The following is a 17,988-nucleotide window of genomic DNA, read 5'->3' on the forward strand; positions in this document are numbered from 1 at the left end:
TAACCGCCCGCCTTATTCGTTCGCCGGCGGCGACTCCACTGCGCACTCGGATATCAGAGCGCGGAGCGCCAGGACCTGGACTGTGTCCACGCCCCGTCCGAGTTCCGAGTCGATCTCGAACTCGGACGGAGCAGCACCGCACTGCGCGTGACGCCGGCACCACGTGGCTTCAGCGGGCCGCGTCCGGCGGGGCGGTGAACCGGCCGGTTGCCCATCGGCTTCCAAACCGGTAGTGGCGCAGATCGTGCATGACAAAATGGTGGGTAGAGGTCGACCACGCTCGATCCCGAATCCCGTGCGATTCACGGCGCACCTCGACCGAAAGGTACGACCGATGCGGCTTCCGCATGACACCGATTCCTCGACGGGGCACCTGGCGGGCAACTTCGCCCCGGTCGACCGTGAAGTCACGGTGGACACCCTCCCGGTGACCGGGCGGATCCCGGCCGAACTCAACGGCCGGTACCTGCGCAACGGCCCCAACCCGCGCGACGGCTCGCCACACTGGTTCCTCGGCGAGGGCATGCTGCACGGGGTCCGGCTGCGCGACGGCAAGGCGGAGTGGTATCGCAATCGCTGGGTTCACACCACAGCATTCGAAGGCGACCCCACTCCCCTCTACGACCCCGCCACCGGCAACCGGAACCTGCACGTTGCCGGCGCCAATACGCATATTGTCGGGCACGCCGGGCATCTGCTGGCGCTCGTCGAATCGTCACTGCCCTGGGAAGTGAACCGCGAACTCGACACCCTCGGTGTCTACGATTTCGGCGGCGCGCTGACCAATTCGATGACAGCGCACCCCAAGACCTGCCCCACCACCGGCGAACTCCATTTCTTCGGCTACGGCAGTCTCACCGCCCCGCACGTGCGCTACCACCGCGCCGATGCCGGCGGCACCCTCGTCGTCGACCAGCCCATCGACGTACCCGGCCTGACCATGATGCACGATTTCGCGATCACCGAACGGTATGTCCTGTTCCTGGACCTGCCGGTGGTGTTCAGCCTCGAACTGGCCCGGCAGGGCACGATGCCCTACCGCTGGGACCCCGGTTACGGGGCGCGTATCGGCGTCTTGCGCCGCGCCGATCCGGCCGCCGGCGTGCGCTGGTTCGATATCGCGCCGTGCTACGTCTTCCACGTCGCGAACGCCTTCGATACCGACGGCGTGATCACGCTGCACGCAGTGCGTTACGAATCGATGTGGGTCGGTTCCAGTTCGGCCTTCGACGACCACGGCACCCTGCACGAATGGACGATCGATCTCACCCGCGACCGGATCACCGAGCGGGCGCTGGACGACCGCAGTATCGAGTTCCCGCGAATCGACGACGCTTCCACCGGCCGGCCGCACTCGACCGTGTACGCCGTCGGGTCACATCACCTCACCGGCTACGATATGCACGCTGCGCAGCACCGGACACACGAATTCGGTACCGATGAGCCCGGCGAGGCCGTATTCGTGCCCTCGTCCACCGGTCCCGGATATCTGCTGTTGTTCGTGTTCCGCTCTAGAACCGCCACCAGCGATCTCGTGATTCTCGACGCCGGTGATCCGGCCGCTCCCCCGCTCGCGCAGGTCCATCTCGGTGTCCGTGTCCCCACCGGATTCCACGGCAACTGGTTCCCCGACACCGATCCCGCGAGGTGACGGCCCACCGAGCATCGGCCGTCCCGACAGGGTCATCGGCGAGCTGCCCCTGTTCGCGCTGTGCGCCCGTCAGGTCCGCGCAACCAGGCGATATGGCGACCGGATATGCCGGCGGTGCCGAGTAGTTCGAAGCCGGTCTCTGCGGCGAGCGCTCCGGCATGGTCGATGGCGGCCTCGGCCCACGGGAACCAATCGCCGGTCCGGGCGCGGGTTTCCAGCCGGATCTCCTGAACACTGACCCCTGTTCCAGGAGCCGCGAATTCAACGATGGCCACACCGTCCGGCCGGAGTAGCCGGGCGACCCGGCGCAGCATCCGATGGGGATCACCGCCGATTCCGATATTGCCGTCGGCGAGCAACGCGTAGTGCCAGCGGCCGTCCCCGGGCAGCGGGCCGAACACTTCGCGGGGAACGGCGGGCGCCCCGCGGTGGCGAGTGACTGCGATGGCGGTCGGCGAAATATCCACGCCCAGTGCCATGACCCCGCGCCGGCAGAGTGTGGCGACCAGCCGGCCGGGGCCGCAACCCAGATCCACTGTGGGACCGTCGCAGCAGCCGACGAGGGCCGCGTCCACGCGCCGGTCGGCCGCGGTGACACGGACTCCGCCCAGCCAGCGGCGGGTCGGCAACCGGGTGCGGGCACCGTCGGCGGTGCGCACCCAGCAATCTTCTCCGGTGAGCGCGGGATCGAAATGGCCGATCACCGCGCGACCCGCTCTCCGCCGAGCGCACGCACCTCCGCGGCGAACCGGCCGGTGCAGTCGGCGGCGACCGCCACCGCATCGGTGTAACGGTCCACATCGGTCAGCGTCGGGAGCGTGCCGATCCGGTAACCACTGTCCCGTAGGGCGTTCCGGGTGGCTTCTCCGGTGCGGCTGGTGGACATCGGTACGTCGGCGAGCAGCCGGGCGGCGCGCGGGTCGGTCAGCCCCAGCGCCCACCAGCCGCCGTCGGCGGCTAGTCCGGCGCGCGCGGCGTCGGCGTGCGCATTCGCCAGCCGTGTCCCGAATCCACTGCCCCGCTGCTTCTTGACATCGAAACCGGCTAGCGCACAGCCGATTTCGTCGCCCAACTCGGCCGTTCCGAGATCACCGGCGAAAGCGACCATCCGGGTAACGACCGGGCAGACACGCACCGCGTCGAGGGTGTCCAGCAACGCGGCGGCCGCCGGCCGCGCCGCCTGTACCGGTGTCAACGGGGGACACAATCTGGTTTTGGCGAATCCGGGGACCGGCGCCTTGGCGACGACCAGAACTGTCACGGGGATCAGCACACCGGGCGCTGCCTCGACCTCCGTTCGGGCTCGGGATTCCGGCCGCCTGCGTGGTCCCAGGGTGCTCATCGCAGCACCCGCAGGAAGTCGCGGGTCGCGCGTAGCGATCCCAGGGCCGATCCGGAGATCTTCGATTCACCGCCGGTCCGGGGCCGGTAACTGATATCTATTTCGCGGACGACCCAATCGGCCGCGGCCGCTCGGACCAGCAGCTCGAGGGGATATCCGTAACGGTCGTGCAGGTGTCCCAGCGATTCCAGCCGACCCCGCCGCGCCACCCGCATCGCGCCGATATCGTGTACGGGCAGCCCGTAGCGCCGGCGCAGCCGCCGGGCGACGACACCGTTGCCGAGCCGGGTGTGCCATGGCCAGGCTCCTCGGGTGACGGGCCGCCGCCGGCCGACCGCGAGATCGGCGCCCGCGCGGACAGCTGCCACCAGTCCGGGCAGTTCACGGGGGTCCATCGACCCGTCCCCGTCGAGAACCGCCACGAATTCCGTACCGGCGGCGGCGATACCGGCTTGTACGGCGGCACCGTATCCGGGCAATGTTTCGGTGACCACCCGCGCGCCGTGCTCGGTCGCGACGGTCGCGGTGGTATCGGTCGAGCTGTTGTCGACCACGATCGCACGGTAGCCGGCCGGGACCGCGGCCAGCACGCCGGGCAACGCTTCGGCTTCGTTGCGGCACGGAATCACGACGGTGACGCCGGCCGGTGCGCTGTCCTCTGTCGCCATGGCTGCCACGCTAGGCCGGAATCGGCTCGAAACCTGTGACAAAACGATGACGTCGTATCGGTCCACCAGGTCGATCCGGTGTGACCGGCGAGGGCCGGGCCTAGGGTGGCCTCTGTGCCGGATCCGATCGAAACCATCGCGCCCCGCCGCCGGGTACGCGTGGAGCTGCTCGGCGCGGGAACCGCGGCGTTGCTGGTCCTCACGGCCTTCATCGTTCCGCAAATGGCGAGCGAATCCTGGCGCGAACGGCTGTTCGCCGGGGCCGCGCCGATCTTCGGCTGGTGGTCGCCGCATATCGGCTGGGGAACCCTGCCGGCCCTCGCGCTGGCCGCGATCGTGGTGGTGTGCGGCCCCGCGCCGGCCCGGCGGCTGCGCTGGCGCCCGCTGCTCGGCGCCGGGTATGCGACCGCGCTCGCCTGGGCGTTCGCGCTGGCCATGGTAGACGGCTGGGAACGCGGATTCACCGCGCGGCTCGCCGACGGCCACGAATACCTCGCCGAGGTGCCTGGGGTCACCGATATCCCGCTGATGCTCGACACCTTCGCCGGCCGGATCCTGGACGGGCAGCCCGATTCCTGGACCACCCATGTTTCGGGCCATCCACCGGGGGCGCTGATGTTCTTCGTCCTGCTCGACCGCCTCGGATTGGGCGGACCGGCCTGGGCGGGGATCGTCTGCGTGCTCATCGGCTGCAGCGCGCCGATCGCGGTGGCGGTGGCGTTACGCGCCCTGGGCAGCGAAGACCGGGCCCGTGCCGCGCTGCCGTTCCTCGTCCTGGCTCCTGCGGCGATCTGGATCGCGGTCTCCGCCGACGCGTTGTTCGCCGGAGTGACGGCGTGGGCGGTCGCGCTGCTCGCCGTCGCCGCCCGCGCCGGACGATGGGTACCGGTATTCGCCGCCATCGGGTCGGGGATCCTCTTCGGCTTCGGGATCTATCTGAACTACGGGCTGGTTCTGATGGGTTTCGTGGCGGTGGCGGTGCTGGTGGCGGCCCGCACCGCACGCCCGCTGGTGCCCGCCGTATCCGGCGCGTTGCTCGTGGTGGCCGCGTTCACCGCGGCGGGATTCTGGTGGTTCGACGGCTATCATCTGGTGGTCGAACGGTATTACCAGGGCATCGCGACGGATCGTCCGTACGGGTACTGGTGGTGGGGCAATCTTGCGGCGACCGTTTGTGCGGTGGGCTTGGCGACCGCGGCGGGGCTCCCCCGGGCTCTCGCCCGGTTACGCACACTCGAACCAGCGGCACTGCTGGTTACCGGGGCGGTGTGCGCGATCGCCGCCGCCGATATCAGTGGCCTCAGCAAGGCCGAAACCGAGCGGATCTGGTTACCGTTCGTTCTATGGCTGCTCGTCGCTACGGCCTACCTTCCGTACGCGCGGGCCCGCCCCTGGCTGGCGGTGCAGGCCGCGGGGGCGCTGCTGCTGGTCCATCTACTGTTCACGAATTGGTGAGGGTGATCCGATGTGCATACTCGTGGCCGATGACGACCCGGTGGTGCGGGAGGTGGTGCGCCGGTATCTCGAACGCGACGGCCGCACCGTCGTGGAAACCGGTGACGGCCGCGCCGCGCACGCCGTGCTGGCCCGCACCGGTACACCCGACGATGTGGAACTCGCGGTCCTGGACGTGATGATGCCGGAGCCCAGCGGGATCGACCTGTGCCGTGCGGTGCGCGCCGGGCGGCGTCCGGATATGCCGATCATCCTGCTCACCGCGCTCGGTGACGAGGACGATCGGGTACTCGGCCTGGAAGCCGGCGCCGACGACTATGTCACCAAACCGTTCAGCCCCCGCGAACTCGCGCTGCGTGTCACCTCGGTCCTGCGCCGCAGCTCCCGGCCGGAGCCGGCCCTCGATCAGCAGATCCTGCGTGATGGGTCCCTCACGGTGAATCCCTCCGCCCAGCTGGTGTTCGTCGACGAAGCCGCACTCACCCTCACTCCACGCGAATTCGACCTGCTGGTGTTCCTGCTGCGCAATCCGGGGCGGGTGTACAGCCGGGAGAGCCTGCTGGAACAGGTGTGGGGCTGGGATTTCGGGGATCTGTCGACGGTCACCGTGCATATCAAGCGGTTACGCGCCAAGCTGGGTTCCCGGCACCGGATCGATACCGTCTGGGGTCGCGGTTATGCCTGGGGCCGCTCGGAGATCACCGGGGAGCCGTCGGATGCCTGAGAACCTGCTCCAGATCATCGGGTTCACGCTGGCGTGTTCCCTGCCGGTGGTGCTCGTCGGTGCGCTGGCGCTGCGCGCGCTGCGTGACCGCTCGCTCACCGCCAGTATGGCGGTGCTTGTGCTCATCCCGACCTTGGCGACTCTGGCCGGGATCACCGGTGTGAGCGGTTTGATGTTCACCGCCGAGTTCCGGCGCACCTCCCTGGTGCTGCTGCTCGTCGCGGCCGTCACGGTCCCCGCGGCTGTCCTGCTGGGTCGCGAGCAGGCCCGTAAAACCGTGTGGGAAAAGCAGATCCGCGAACAGGAACGCGCCGCGGAACAATCCCGCCGCGAGCTGGTGGCGTGGGTGAGCCATGATCTGCGCACCCCGCTGGCCGGTATCCGGGCCATGACCGAGGCGCTCATCGACGGCGTCGTCGCCGATCCCGCCGATATCGCCCGCTACGCCGGGCAGATCGACCGGGAGACCCGGCGGCTTTCCCGGATGGTCGACGATCTGTTCGAAATGTCGAAGATTTCCGCTGGCGCCCTGCATCTCGACTTCGAACCCCTCGACCTGCGCGAACTCATCGACGAGATCTATGCCGCCCACCGCGCGACAGCCGACCGGGCGGGGATCGGTTTCACCGCCGAACAACCCCCGGCACCGCTACCGGTCGCGGCCGACGATCACGCTTTGGGCCGGGTGCTGGCCAACCTGGTGTCCAATGCCATCGCGCATACACCGCCCGGTGGGCAGGTCGTGATCACCGCCGGGCGCGAGAACGGCCAGATCTGGACCCGGGTCGACGATTCGGGTCCGGGTATCGCGGAAGCCGATCTACCACGGATATTCGAGGTCGCCTACCGCGGCACCGCGATCCGCTCCCCCGTGGCGGACGACGGTGTGCCGACAGGAAGCGGTATGGGCCTGGCGATCGCGGCGGGCCTGGTGCAGGCGCACAGCGGCGCGATCACCGCCGCCAATCGGGACGTGGGCTGCCGCTTCGAGATCCGTTTACCCGCCGGCACCGGATAACGACCCGGCCGGGAGGAGGGCGCTACGGACGGACAATACAACGGAATCCGAGATGTGAGGTCGAGGTTTCTGTACTTTCGCCCTGCCGCGCAGCCGGTCGATATCGGAGACAGTAGTTGGGTGCGCACAGGTGCGATCCGCCCTTGATGACCCGCCGCGGATACGGCAGCGACTCCGCTCGCCCGGCGGCACGCGGATCGGCCGGACTACAACACGCATGCGCAGGGGCGGCGGCGCGGTCGTCCGCTCCGTGGCTGCCGGTGAAGAGGTCGGTGGTCCATTCCCACACGTTGCCGGCCATATCCATCAGTCCGTATCCGTTGGCCCGGAAGGACCCCACGGGCGAAGTTCCGGTGAACCCGTCCTCGGCCGTATTTTCCCAGGGAAAGTTTCCTTGCCACGTGTTCGCCTGGTGCCGGCCGCGCGGAGTGAACTCGTCACCCCAGACGAACCGCGCACGATCGAGGCCTCCTCGTGCCGCGAACTCCCATTCGGCCTCTGTGGGAAGGTCTTTGCCCGCCCACCGCGCATAAGCGAGCGCATCGCCATACGAGACATGGGTGACCGGATGCCGTTCGCGTCCGGCCAGATCGCTGTCCGGACCTTCCGGGTGGCGCCAGTCGGCCCCGGGCTTCCACATCCACCACCTGCGGTAGTCGTCGAGCGGTACCGGCCCGGGCGGTGGAGCGAATACGAGGGAGCCGGGCACGAGCAGCGCCGGATCGGCATCGGGGTAATCCTCTGCCCGGGGCGGGGTTTCCGCAGTGGTGCGGTAACCGGTGCTCTTGATGAATCTGCGGAATTCGATGATCGTCACGGGATGCGTGTCCATGAAGAAACCGTCGACACGTGCCCGATGGACCGGCCGCTCCTCGGGATAGAATTCCTCGGATCCCATCCAGAACATGCCGCCGGGTAGCCACTGCATATTTTTCGGCGGGGAACTCGGTTTTGCCGCAGAATTCATCGGTCAGCGCGGCACATCGCCGGTGATGGCGACTCGCTCCATGACCCGCCGATGGGGGAAGTAGTCGCTGGCCGCATAATGCTGGGTCGCCCGGTTATCCCAGAAGGCAATGGAATTGGGCGCCCAACGGAAGCGGCACTGGAAATCCGGAACCTTCACCTGATCGAACAGGTGGCGCAGCAGCTGCTGTCCTTCCACCGAATCGAGATCCGGGATATGCGTGGTGAACAGACTGTTCACGAACAATGTCTTGCGCCCCGTTTCCGGATGGACCCGAACAATCGGATGATGGACCGGTGGATAGGTCTCTTTCATCTGCTCGAGCCGGTCGGGATCCATTCCGCGGCCGAACGACGGGACGAAATCGTGCACAGCGGTCAGCGTGTCGATCCGGCTTTTGATTTCATCGGAGAGGCAGTCGTAGGCATTGCCCATATCGGCCCACAATGTGTCACCGCCGGCCGGTGGGACCTCGAGTGCCCGCAGGACCGAACCCAGCGGCGGGCGCTGCTGCCAGGTGACGTCGACGTGCCAGATGTTCTCGGTTCCGGGATCGTCCTGGCTTCTTTCGAAATGCACTACTTCCGGCACATCACCTTGGGCGAGGAACGGGTGCACTTCCAGCGCACCCCAATGCTCGGCGAAGTCTCGATGCTGCGCCGGGGTGATGTCCTGGTCGCGGAAGAACAGCACCTTCCATTCCAGCAGCGCGCGGCGTAGTTCCTCGATCTGCGCCGCCTGCGGATCGCGAAGATCGACCCCACTGACGGTGGCGCCGATATAAGGAGTCATCGGGTCGAGGTGCAGAGTTGTGTACGGCTCGGCCTCGTTATCGCTGACCGTGCGACGGAGCAGCCTGGGTCCGAATTCGATCGTGTGGTCACCTATCACCACCGTGCGGGACGATATCGTGCTGGTCATGGCGCTCCTGTCCGGTCTGCGAGCAGCGCGCCCACAGCCATATCGATCAGGTGGTCGACGGTGTCGTCGAAGCTCGCGAGTTGGGGAAGCCCTTCGGCTCGGCGCTGTTCGACAAGGGCGAGCGCCGAGATGGTCATGTTCAACATCAGGTCGATTCGGGTCAGGGCCACCCGCCGTGGCAGGTGCCCGAGTGCGTCGATGAGCTTGTGGACGATTTCCCGGCCGGCGTCCTGGACCTCACCGAGTTCGGGCAGGGTGAAATCCACCGACGGTGACACGCGGGCAAGAAAGCGTGCGTAGTAACTTCCGTCCGGGGTCTGCGCGAGAAACTCGGTGAGAGGCCGGATCTCGGCCTCGACAAGGGCGCGGACATCACCTTCCCGACCGGCCCGTTCGACATTGTCGAGATAGGCACGCCGGACCTCGTTGATGGTGTGCATACGAAAACGAAAGATCGCCAAAAGAAGCCCTTCCCGGCTTCCGAAGTGGTATTGCACCGCCGAGTTGTTGCGATGCCCGGCAGCAGCCGCGATATCGCGCATCGACACCCCCTCGAGCCCATGTGCGGCATAGAGCTGTTCGGCCGCCTCGAGGAGGGCTTGGCGTGAATCGACTGCCGATGACATGGGGCCACGATAAGCGACCGGAACCGGTGCCGTCAAGACACTGTCTTAAATCGCCGGAGGACCTGTCGGGCAATTACTTTCGAAACGATTCGGCTCGTGCGAATAACCCCGAGAGAGAGGTCCCGCTCAGCGGGACCCGATAGGCGGAGCGCGCAAATCCGTGATTACCGTCATACTTCGACATCATTCTCGGAGCCGACTCCGGCATCCGAACCTCTCCCTGTGCGCGCCGACCTCCCGCCGCGAGCCACCGGCCTTCCTCGGTCCTCTGCCCATCCGAACAAAGGACACCCCTGGTGCACGAAATACCCCCACCGACCGCCGGTGCATCGAAACGGCGATTGTTCGCGATCCTCGCCGTCATCATCCTGTTCTCGGAAATAGCCACCTTCGAAATTCTGATGGTGTACCCGGCGGTGCCGCATATCGCCGAGGAGTTCGAGACCCTCGACGTGGCGTGGGTCATCTCCATCGTCACCCTCGCGGGCGCAACCCTCATGCCGCTGATCGGAAAGCTCGCGGACAAGGCCGGCAAGAAGCGCGTCATCATGGCGCTGACCGTCGTGTTCGTGCTGGGCTGCCTCATCAGTGCTATGGCACCGACTTTCGTTCTCATGCTCGTCGGCCGCGCAGCCCAGGGTGCACTGGTGGGCATCGTGGCGCTGTCCTACAGCCTCGTGCGCGACATCATGCCGCGCGATTTCGTGCCGATCGCGCTGGGTGTGGTCGCGACAGGGATCGGGATGTCGGCTGTCGCCGGACCGTTCATCGCAGGCTGGCTGATCGACGGCTTCGGATTCCGGTCGGTGTTCTGGTTCCTGGCGATCTACGTCGCCGCGTTGATCCCGCTGTACGCGGCGGTGGTACCGGAAAGCCCGGTGCGCGCCGACCGCCCGGTCGACTACGTCGGCACGGCACTGCTCGGCCCCGGCGTCGCTGTCCTGCTGATCGGCGTGAGCAAGGGATCGGCGTGGGGCTGGTCGTCCACAACGACCCTGGGGCTACTCGTCTCGGGTGTGCTCATGCTGGTGTTGTTCGTTGCGCGCCAGCGCACCGCGACCCACCCCCTCATCGACTTCACCATCCTGTTCGGTCGCCGATTCGGGCCTACCGTCCTGGCGGTCGCCTGCGTCGGGTACATGATGAACGCGCACGCCCTGATGATGCCCACGCTGCTGCAGACTCCGGCAGGGATCCCCGGCATCTCGTACGGGGCAGGCCTGACCGCCACGACGTATGCGCTGTGGACCTGTGCACTCGGGCTGTGCGCGATGCTCGCCGGGCCCCTCGGCGGCTACTGTGCCCGGAAATTCGGTCCGCGCCAGGTACTGCTGGCCTCCGGTGCACTGTTCGTGCTCGTGATGTTCCTCGGCGCCGGAATGCCGACCTCACTGATGCAGGTCGTGCTGATCAGTGCGCTTGCCGGCGTCGCAGTCGGCTTCCTGCATTCGTCCAACGCGAACCTGGTACAGGAAGCCCTCCCCTCCGAACAAAGCGGTGTGGGCTCCACGATCGCCGGTGTCGGAATGCAGTTGACATCCGCGATTTCCGTAACGGTCACGGGTGCCGTCATGGCCGGCCAACTCGGCGATCCCGGTTCCGGCGGCCGGTCCGTGATGTATGCGGATTCGGCCTTCGGCTACGGATTCGGATCCGCCGCGCTCGTCGGCGCCGTCGGCATAGCGATCGCCCTGTCCATGAAGCACGGTCGCTCGCCGGCGACCGGCGGACTGCGCACACCGGAGGAGACCGCGGTGGTGCACCACGGCGAGCGTGTCTGACCACCGTCACCGAACGACCCCCTGCCCCCGGCATCAGAACGAAAAGGAATTCACCTATGGACCGCCATTCGCTGCCGATCGTCACCCACACCCCGCAACCGGCAGCTGCCGTCGACTACCGCAGCCAGAGCCGACCCTTCCACCGCAGCGCCCCGGTCCGTCCGCCACAGGGGGCACCGAACATCCTGGTCATCATGATCGACGATGTCGGGTTCGGTGCAGCATCGGCCTTCGGCGGCCCCTGCCGGACACCGACGGCGGAGCGGCTCGCGGAAGAGGGGCTCGGGTACACGAGATTTCATACGACCGCATTGTGTTCCCCGACCCGCGCCGCAATGCTCACCGGCCGCAATCACCACTCCGTAGGGATGGGGGTGATATCCGAAATGGCCAGTGCCGCGCCGGGCTACAACGGCACCCGGCCCGCATCGGCGGCGACGGTGGCCCGGATTCTGCAGGGCAACGGGTATGCGACGGGCGCGTTCGGCAAAATGCACCAGACACCCGCCTGGGAGATCACGCCGGTGGGTCCGTTCGACCGATGGCCGTGCCGGGAAGGCTTCGATAAGTTCTACGGATTCCTCGGTGCCGAATCCGACCAGTTCAATCCTGTCCTCTACGAGGATTTCACCGTCGTCGAACCACCTCGCAGCGCCGAGGACGGATACCACCTCTCCGAGGATCTGGTGGATCGCGCGGTCGCGTGGATCGAGGGCGTGAACGCGGTAGACGCCGACAAACCCTGGTTCTGTTATCTACCGTTCGGCGCTTGTCACGCCCCGCTGCAGGTGCCCGACGAGTACCTCGGCAAATACCGGGGCGAATTCGATCACGGCTGGGATCGGCAACGTGAGATCACGTTGGAGCGGCAGAAGCGCCTGGGTGTCGTACCGGAGGATACGGTGCTGGCCCCGTGGGCGCCGGGGCTTCCCCACTGGGATTCGCTGGACGAGAAGCAGCGGAAGGCTTCCGCGCGACTGATGGAACTGTACGCGGCCTTCCTCGAACACACCGACGACCAGGTCGGCAGGCTCGTCGACCGGATCGAGGAACTGGGCGCGCTCGACAACACTCTGGTGCTGTACATGCTCGGTGACAACGGTGCGTCGGCCGAAGGTGGTGTGGAGGGGTCGTTCAATTACCTTGCGGGTCTCAACGGGTGCGAGAGCACGACCGAGGACATCCTCGACCGTTTCGACGAACTCGGCACTCCGACGAGCTATGCGCACTACCCCGCGGCGTGGGCGCTGGCCCTGGACACGCCCTACCAGTGGGCCAAGCAGGTCGCGTCACACTACGGCGGCACCCGCAACGGGTTGATCGTGCGGTGGCCCGCCGGTATCGCCGAACGCGGCGGGCTACGGCATCAGTGGCACCACTGCGTCGATCTCACGCCCACCATTCTCGAGGCAGCCGGAGTACCGGCGCCACATACCGTCGACGGTGTCGCCCAGATGCCCATGGAAGGTGTGGCGATGAACTACACCTTCGACGATGCCGCGGCCGAGGACAGACACACCACCCAGTACTTCGAGATCTTCGGCAACCGCGGCATCTATCACGAGGGGTGGACAGCGGTCACCGCTCACCGCGCGCCCTGGCTCATGGCGACCGCGGGCGTGGAACTCCCCGAGCTCGACGAAGACCGGTGGGAGCTCTACGACACACGGACCGACTGGTCCCAGGCCCGCGATCTCGCGGCCGAGCACCCGGAGGTCCTGGCCCGGTTGAAGCAGCTCTTCCTCGTCGAGGCCGCCAAGTATCAGGTGCTCCCGCTCGACGACCGCACCGCCGGGCGGCACACCCGGGGGAACCGCCCACCGCACCCGTTCGAGGGCCGCACGAGCATCACCCTGTATCCCCATATGCAGGGCCTGGTGGAGAAGGCGGCACCGTCGTTCTTCAACCGATCGTTCAGGCTCACCGCACGGATCGACAGCGACGGTTCACCGTGCGAAGGCATGCTGGCCGGGATCGGGGGACGATTCGGCGGCTTCGCATTGTATGTACTCGATGCGAAACCGGTGTTCTGCTACAACTTCTGCGCCCGCGAACACACCTTTGTGCGTGCGCCGCAACGCCTTCCGGCCGGGCGAAGCGAGGTGGCGCTGCACTTCGATTACGACGGCGGCGGAATCGGGAAGGGCGCCATCGTGACACTGTTCGTCGATGGCGTGAAAGCCGCGGAGGAACATATCGAACGCACCGCACGGGCGATCTTCTCCATGAACGAGCAACTCGACATCGGCGTGGACAGAGGAAGCCCCGTGACGGAGGAGATCGCGCGTAGCGGCAAGTTCTCCTTCACCGGCAAACTGCACGAGGTCCGGATCAACCTGTCGCGGGGCGGCGGTGTCCCCGAGTCCGAGCGCCGGAAGGTGGAGTTGGCGACACACTGAACCGCACCGTGCGCGCTACCGCGACCAGGTGAGCAGTCCGCTGCGACCGCTCACCTGGCGGCGGGAAATCCACGGATGCCGCCAGCTGTGCACAACGTCGAGGAAACTCAGATGCCTCCGCTGTCCGGGCACGAGCCCGACCACGTCCCTTCCGACCCGCAGGTCACCCGGCCCGCAACTACTCGGCGGTGGCGGCCGAGCGCACTGCGGGCCGGCACCGACCCCGACCCCCGCTTCAGTCTCGCCAACGAGCGCACCTTCCTCGCCTGGATCCGGACCGCCCTCGGTGCCGTCGCTGCGGCGCTTGCACTGGAAGCACTTGCCGGCCGGACCGATTCGGTATCGACCCACCGAATGACGATCGTGGCGTTGCTCGTCTTCGCCGTCCTGCTGACCGCCGTCGCACTGGCCCGCTGGTTTCGGATCGAAATCGCGATGCGCACCGGCCGGCCGCTACCGTTGCCCGGCATCGTGCTTCTCATGGCGGTATTCGCCGTCGTCTGCGCAGCAACCGTCGCGGCGCAGACTCTTCTATGAAGAGGCAGCAATCGACACCGGGCGAGGACACCGCGGTCGATGTCCACGACGATGCCGGGTTACAACCGGAGCGGACCACGCTCGCCTGGGTCCGCACGGCCGCTCTCGCAGTAGCCGTGTGCCTCCTGTTCATCCGCACAGTTCCGGGCCCCGGCGTTCTCGTCGTCGGGCTGGCTGCCGCCGCCGCGCTTCCCGCTCTGGCCATACTGGCCACGGCTCGACGCCACCACCGGCTGCGCGTGCGCGAGTTCGTCGACGGCCGCGCACCGATACACCTCGTTCCTGCACTCGCCGTGAGCATCGAGGTCGTCCTGCTCGCCTGCGCGGCGGCATCACTGCTGGTGACACAGTGTTCGGGATAGCGACGGCCTCCGGAAGGGCGGGAGTAGGCCGACCGTGCCCGGCGGTGGTTTGTGTGTGCCGGCCGGGGCGGTGTGAGCCGCCCCGGCCACCGGGTCGGGCTTGCCGGGTCCCCCAAGCCGTTCGCTTCCCGGGCTTCGGTTCCGGGCCGTCAGCGTCACCCGGTGCTCGCCGCAATCTCCGGATGGTCGCTGTTCAGCGAGGGCATCCTGGCGTTCACGGAGGCCGAGGACGTCGCCCCAGATGAGCTACAGGCGCAGATGGCGGAACTCTTGGCGACCATTATCGAGCTCCCCCAGTTCGCACCCGGCCGCCCCGGATCATGATGTCGCAGGCACCGGGCGGACTGTAACTCGAACAAAGAACACCGGGCGTCATAGACCGGCCTGCCGCAGCGCGACATGGATATGGGACCCGATGAAACCGGCCGCGCCGGTCAGCAGTACTCGCACGCTGCCGATCCTGCCTGCTTCCCCACGGGCCCCGGAAGAACCACCGCGGGGTGTCACTGTTTCGTCAGATATCCGCTGCGAACACCGCCGGAACTTGACCTCAATAATGGTTCATGTTCCAGACTGGTCCGGGAACAGCGAACCGAGGAGGCTCACCGTGCAGGCAGTGCTGGTCAAGGAATTCGGCGCACCGGACGTGCTCGAACTACAGGAGATCCCGGCACCGGAGCCGGGTCCCGGTCAGGTCCTGGTGGATGTCGCCGCGGCCGATGTGATGTTCCTCGATACCCGGCTGCGGTCGGGCTGGGGTACCGATTTCTTCCCGGTCCGGCCGCCGTACATTCCGGGCGGCGCGATCGGCGGGACCGTCCGCGCGGCCGGCTCCGGTGTCGATACCGCCTGGCTGGGCCACCGGGTCGCGACCTGCACGGCGACCAGCGGAATCGGAGGCGGCCTGCCCGTCGGCGGATACGCCGAACAGGCACTCGCGGCAGCCGGAACGCTCACCGAGATTCCGGACGGGGTGAGCCTCGACCAGGCCACCGCACTGGTCCACGACGGCCATACCGCGCTCGCCGTCTTCGATCGCGCCGCGGTGCGGCCGGGTGATCCGGTGCTGATCACCGCGGCGGCGGGCGGACTGGGCACCCTGCTGATCCAGCTGGCCCGGCAGGCCGGTGCGCAGGTGATCGCGGCGGCCCGCGGCACGACGAAACTTGCGCTCACCGAACGCCTCGGCGCACATACCGCCATCGATTACTCGGAACCGGGCTGGACCGACCGCGTTCTTGCCGCGACGGCCGGCCGGGCCCCCCATGTGGTACTCGATGGCGCGGGCGGGCATCTGGGCGATGCCGCACTCGCGATCACCGCCGGCGGTGGGCGGTTCATCGGCTACGGGGCGGCGGCCGGCGAATTCGCCGGATCAGCCTCGGCGGACGCCCGGCAACGCGGTGTCGAGGTGATAGGTCTGCACGACCTGAACAACACCGGTGACGATGATCGTGCCGCACACGCCGCGCGCATCCTCGATGCGGTCGCGACCGGCGCGATCGAGGTAGTGATCGGTCAGGCCTATCCGCTGGCGGAGGCCGCCCGGTCGCACGCCGCCATCGAAGCTCGCACCGCCCTGGGTCGCACCCTGCTGCGCATCGGCTGACCGGCCGCCTACACCGAGGTCGCGTCGACGGCCTCGGTGTAGCGGCGACGCAGCTCGGCGACCTCGTCCGGGTCGGGCATATCGATCGGCCGGCCGTCGAGCGAATCCACGAGTTCGTCGAGGCAGACGTGATACCCGGTGGCAGTACCGGAAATCCCGTGCGGGCCGGGCGTACCGAACCAGACCGTGCACACCAGCCGCGTTCCCGGCTCCTCGGCGAGCAGTTCGAACCGTAGATGTTCGTCGTCCCAGAGGAATTCGAAGATACGCGGCGGCTCCCAGGTGAGGATTCGGCCCGGCAGTTCCGGGTCCTCGAGGTCGACCTCCAGCTCGGTCAGTTCCGCCGAGGCCTGTTCGACAGCCTCGGGCCAGAACCGGAAGCGGATCTCGGCCCCGGCGCGGCGTTCGCCGAGGATATCGGCCGGGAACCAGTGCCGGAGATGATCGGATTCGGTGATCGCCCGCCACACTTTGGCCGGCGGATGCGCCACTATGCGCTCGTAGCGGGCGCCCACGCGGTCGCCGTCGCGCAAGACGTCGCCGAGACGCTGCGTCACTCTTGTCATATCGCTCCTCTGGTGCAGGTTCATACGGTCAGCGGAGGTGTCGACGTATCACGGCACTTCATTCCGCGGGGTCGTCCGGCAGGGTGTCGAGATAGGTTTCGAGATCGTCGAGCCGATCGGCCCAGATCTCACGGAACGGGGCCAGCCATGCCTCGATCTCCCGTAGCCGGCCGGGGTCGAGCGCATAGTGCCGGCGCGGGCCGTCCACCCGGACCCGCACCAGCGCCGCCGCGTCGAGCATCTTCAGATGTTTGGACACATTGGGTTGCGCGGTGCCCAGCGCACCGGCCAGATGGCCGACGGTGCGCTCACCGCCGCGCAGGAGGTCGAGGATTTGCCGCCGCGTGGGGTCGGCGAGAACCTCGAATATATCGCGTACCACACCCAACGAGTATTCCTCATAAGGAATATTCCTGTCAAGGAATACTGCAGGCCGCAACGGGAACCCGTCGCACGCACGGGGGTCAGGAAGCCGGGCTGCCGGATACCCGGTCGACGGTCCGGCGTGTCCACGCCATGAATTCGCCCACCTCGCCGGCGGAAAGTTCGAGCGCCGATTCACGAGGCCGTTCGAAACTCCGCAACGCCTCCTCGATCAGTGGACGAAACCTCGTCTCGGCAGCGGCGATCGACCGCCCGGCCGCCCGTTTGGAAACCCAGCCACCCGTTGTGCAGTAGTACACCGACCGGCAACCGTTCAGGACCCTGTTGTCCGCGAGATGCCCGGTGCCCGAAGCATGCTCGCGTACCGATGCCGAAACGGCGGCGAGCAGGTCCTTATGCGCGGGCGCGCCCAGCGCCTCCCGTATCGGGTGACCGGACAGTGTCCGCCCGCTCTGGTGTCCGATCGCCCGATCGATCACATACCAGAACCCTGGGGCACCACCGGGTTCGAAGTCCGCGAGGGCGGGCAGCAAAGGACCGGTATTCAGATTGAGCAGATACCCCGCCCCCGGCGCGCCCGAGGCGGCGAACCCGGCGTCGTACACCACCAGTTCCAGCCCGGCGGCAGGACAGCGCAATCCGGGGTGGGCCAGCGCATCGGCCAGCTCGTGCGTCGATTGCGCGGGCACCGCCGGATCGACAACAACCGTGATATCGATATCACTGCGTCCGTGCCGGTAGTCACCCAAGGCAAGCGATCCCACCGCACCGACGCTCACCAGCCGGTCCCGGTAGACGGTTCGTACCCGCTGGACCAGCTCGGACAGGTAGCGCTCCACCTCGACGGGCATGCGCTCGCCACCGGAATCCATCACCGCTCGCCGAGCGGACACCGGCCACCCGCCGAAACGGCACCCCCGAACCCGATCGTCATACTGTCAGGCTAGACCCGGCCCCGCCGGCGGAGCCGGACAGCGC

Annotated in this window: 19 protein-coding genes; 10 read left to right on the forward strand and 9 right to left on the reverse strand. The window is 67.4% G+C overall.

The genetic code is table 11. From position 1 onward, the window contains the following. Nucleotides 1-334 precede the first annotated feature (334 nt). Complete coding sequence (locus tag ON22_RS30270) at nt 335-1,651, forward strand: carotenoid oxygenase family protein (RefSeq protein WP_033245603.1); 1,317 nt, start codon at nt 335-337, stop codon at nt 1,649-1,651. A 32-nt stretch (nt 1,652-1,683) separates the two neighbouring features. Here ON22_RS30270 and ON22_RS30275 read toward each other — a convergent pair whose 3' ends face one another. The 3 genes from ON22_RS30275 to ON22_RS30285 all read right to left on the reverse strand — a co-directional run bounded on the left by ON22_RS30275 (nt 1,684) and on the right by ON22_RS30285 (nt 3,661). Continuing rightward, on the reverse strand, nt 1,684-2,355 hold the full coding sequence (locus ON22_RS30275) for a class I SAM-dependent methyltransferase (RefSeq protein ID WP_033245604.1): 672 nt from the start codon (nt 2,353-2,355) through the stop codon (nt 1,684-1,686). After that, complete coding sequence (locus tag ON22_RS30280; protein WP_033245812.1) at nt 2,352-2,921, reverse strand: TIGR04282 family arsenosugar biosynthesis glycosyltransferase; 570 nt, start codon at nt 2,919-2,921, stop codon at nt 2,352-2,354. Before ON22_RS30280 ends, ON22_RS30275 begins: the two co-directional genes overlap by 4 nt. Before the next feature lie 68 nt (nt 2,922-2,989). Continuing rightward, nucleotides 2,990-3,661: a glycosyltransferase family 2 protein gene (locus ON22_RS30285; RefSeq protein WP_033245605.1), complete on the reverse strand. Its 672-nt coding sequence runs from the start codon at nt 3,659-3,661 to the stop codon at nt 2,990-2,992. Between the two features lie 222 nt (nt 3,662-3,883). On the opposite strand from ON22_RS30285, the gene ON22_RS30290 reads away from it, so the two are divergent. Genes ON22_RS30290 through ON22_RS30300 form a run of 3 tightly spaced genes read left to right on the forward strand, consistent with a single transcriptional unit; the run spans nt 3,884 to nt 6,858 of the window. Next, nucleotides 3,884-5,116: a hypothetical protein gene (locus tag ON22_RS30290; protein WP_231508684.1), complete on the forward strand. Its 1,233-nt coding sequence runs from the start codon at nt 3,884-3,886 to the stop codon at nt 5,114-5,116. Nucleotides 5,117-5,126: 10 nt separating this feature from the next. After that, nucleotides 5,127-5,840, forward strand: coding sequence for a response regulator transcription factor (locus ON22_RS30295; protein ID WP_033245606.1), 714 nt, complete (start codon nt 5,127-5,129; stop codon nt 5,838-5,840). Further along, complete coding sequence (locus ON22_RS30300) at nt 5,833-6,858, forward strand: sensor histidine kinase (RefSeq protein ID WP_033245607.1); 1,026 nt, start codon at nt 5,833-5,835, stop codon at nt 6,856-6,858. Before ON22_RS30295 ends, ON22_RS30300 begins: the two co-directional genes overlap by 8 nt. Nucleotides 6,859-6,880: 22 nt before the next feature. Here ON22_RS30300 and ON22_RS30305 read toward each other — a convergent pair whose 3' ends face one another. From ON22_RS30305 to ON22_RS30315, 3 genes are read right to left on the reverse strand one after another with little or no spacing between them, the layout of a single operon-like run. Continuing rightward, entirely contained in the window at nt 6,881-7,825 is a 945-nt protein-coding gene (locus tag ON22_RS30305; RefSeq protein WP_033245608.1) for a formylglycine-generating enzyme family protein, read from the reverse strand. 3 nt (nt 7,826-7,828) lie between these two features. Then, nucleotides 7,829-8,746 carry a TauD/TfdA dioxygenase family protein gene (locus tag ON22_RS30310; protein ID WP_033245609.1) on the reverse strand — a complete coding sequence of 306 codons (918 nt, stop codon included), beginning with the start codon at nt 8,744-8,746 and terminating at the stop codon, nt 7,829-7,831. Beyond that, nucleotides 8,743-9,372, reverse strand: coding sequence for a TetR/AcrR family transcriptional regulator (locus ON22_RS30315; RefSeq protein ID WP_033245610.1), 630 nt, complete (start codon nt 9,370-9,372; stop codon nt 8,743-8,745). The genes ON22_RS30310 and ON22_RS30315 overlap by 4 nt, the downstream gene beginning before the upstream one ends. Nucleotides 9,373-9,668: 296 nt before the next feature. Here ON22_RS30315 and ON22_RS30320 point away from each other — a divergent pair, with 296 nt between their 5' ends. The 6 genes from ON22_RS30320 (at nt 9,669) to ON22_RS30340 (ending at nt 16,060) form a co-directional block, all read left to right on the forward strand. Further along, nucleotides 9,669-11,153, forward strand: coding sequence for an MFS transporter (locus ON22_RS30320; RefSeq protein ID WP_231508676.1), 1,485 nt, complete (start codon nt 9,669-9,671; stop codon nt 11,151-11,153). A 56-nt stretch (nt 11,154-11,209) separates the two neighbouring features. Next, nucleotides 11,210-13,552 carry an arylsulfatase gene (locus tag ON22_RS30325; protein ID WP_033245611.1) on the forward strand — a complete coding sequence of 781 codons (2,343 nt, stop codon included), beginning with the start codon at nt 11,210-11,212 and terminating at the stop codon, nt 13,550-13,552. A 111-nt stretch (nt 13,553-13,663) separates the two neighbouring features. Then, nucleotides 13,664-14,089 (forward strand): YidH family protein, encoded by a 426-nt coding sequence (locus ON22_RS30330; protein ID WP_081595946.1) that lies wholly within the window; start codon nt 13,664-13,666, stop codon nt 14,087-14,089. Further along, a complete protein-coding gene (locus tag ON22_RS30335) occupies nt 14,086-14,451 on the forward strand; it encodes a DUF202 domain-containing protein (protein WP_051158293.1) in 366 nt (121 codons plus the stop codon). Before ON22_RS30330 ends, ON22_RS30335 begins: the two co-directional genes overlap by 4 nt. Nucleotides 14,452-14,613: 162 nt before the next feature. After that, nucleotides 14,614-14,775 carry a hypothetical protein gene (locus ON22_RS37020; protein WP_156052363.1) on the forward strand — a complete coding sequence of 54 codons (162 nt, stop codon included), beginning with the start codon at nt 14,614-14,616 and terminating at the stop codon, nt 14,773-14,775. 283 nt (nt 14,776-15,058) lie between these two features. After that, the gene (locus ON22_RS30340; protein WP_033245612.1) at nt 15,059-16,060 is read left to right on the forward strand and encodes a zinc-binding dehydrogenase; all 1,002 of its coding nucleotides are present in this window, start codon (nt 15,059-15,061) and stop codon (nt 16,058-16,060) included. A gap of 8 nt (nt 16,061-16,068) precedes the next feature. On the opposite strand, the gene ON22_RS30345 is transcribed toward ON22_RS30340, so the two are convergent. The 3 genes from ON22_RS30345 to ON22_RS30355 form a co-directional block, all read right to left on the reverse strand. Then, the gene (locus tag ON22_RS30345; protein ID WP_157170453.1) at nt 16,069-16,626 is read right to left on the reverse strand and encodes an SRPBCC domain-containing protein; all 558 of its coding nucleotides are present in this window, start codon (nt 16,624-16,626) and stop codon (nt 16,069-16,071) included. A 58-nt stretch (nt 16,627-16,684) separates the two neighbouring features. Further along, nucleotides 16,685-17,008 (reverse strand): ArsR/SmtB family transcription factor, encoded by a 324-nt coding sequence (locus ON22_RS30350; RefSeq protein ID WP_033245613.1) that lies wholly within the window; start codon nt 17,006-17,008, stop codon nt 16,685-16,687. Nucleotides 17,009-17,090: 82 nt separating this feature from the next. Continuing rightward, nucleotides 17,091-17,903 carry a nucleotidyltransferase domain-containing protein gene (locus tag ON22_RS30355; protein ID WP_197039699.1) on the reverse strand — a complete coding sequence of 271 codons (813 nt, stop codon included), beginning with the start codon at nt 17,901-17,903 and terminating at the stop codon, nt 17,091-17,093. Nucleotides 17,904-17,988: the final 85 nt, after the last annotated feature.

The sequence above is a fragment of the Nocardia carnea NBRC 14403 genome (genome assembly GCF_000308515.1).
In the GTDB taxonomy this organism is placed as follows: domain Bacteria; phylum Actinomycetota; class Actinomycetes; order Mycobacteriales; family Mycobacteriaceae; genus Nocardia; species Nocardia carnea.

Bases quoted from the DNA above. Each gene is read 5' to 3' on its own strand.
- ON22_RS30345 (WP_157170453.1), bottom strand. From the start codon at position 16,626: ATGACAAGAGTGACGCAGCGTCTCGGCGACGTCTTGCGCGACGGCGAC.
- ON22_RS30300 (WP_033245607.1), top strand. From the start codon at position 5,833: ATGCCTGAGAACCTGCTCCAGATCATCGGGTTCACGCTGGCGTGTTCC.
- ON22_RS30330 (WP_081595946.1), top strand. From the start codon at position 13,664: ATGCCTCCGCTGTCCGGGCACGAGCCCGACCACGTCCCTTCCGACCCG.
- ON22_RS30310 (WP_033245609.1), bottom strand. From the start codon at position 8,746: ATGACCAGCACGATATCGTCCCGCACGGTGGTGATAGGTGACCACACG.
- ON22_RS30290 (WP_231508684.1), top strand. From the start codon at position 3,884: ATGGCGAGCGAATCCTGGCGCGAACGGCTGTTCGCCGGGGCCGCGCCG.
- ON22_RS30305 (WP_033245608.1), bottom strand. From the start codon at position 7,825: ATGAATTCTGCGGCAAAACCGAGTTCCCCGCCGAAAAATATGCAGTGG.
- ON22_RS30285 (WP_033245605.1), bottom strand. From the start codon at position 3,661: ATGGCGACAGAGGACAGCGCACCGGCCGGCGTCACCGTCGTGATTCCG.
- ON22_RS30315 (WP_033245610.1), bottom strand. From the start codon at position 9,372: ATGTCATCGGCAGTCGATTCACGCCAAGCCCTCCTCGAGGCGGCCGAA.
- ON22_RS30335 (WP_051158293.1), top strand. From the start codon at position 14,086: ATGAAGAGGCAGCAATCGACACCGGGCGAGGACACCGCGGTCGATGTC.
- ON22_RS30270 (WP_033245603.1), top strand. From the start codon at position 335: ATGCGGCTTCCGCATGACACCGATTCCTCGACGGGGCACCTGGCGGGC.
- ON22_RS30295 (WP_033245606.1), top strand. From the start codon at position 5,127: ATGTGCATACTCGTGGCCGATGACGACCCGGTGGTGCGGGAGGTGGTG.
- ON22_RS30325 (WP_033245611.1), top strand. From the start codon at position 11,210: ATGGACCGCCATTCGCTGCCGATCGTCACCCACACCCCGCAACCGGCA.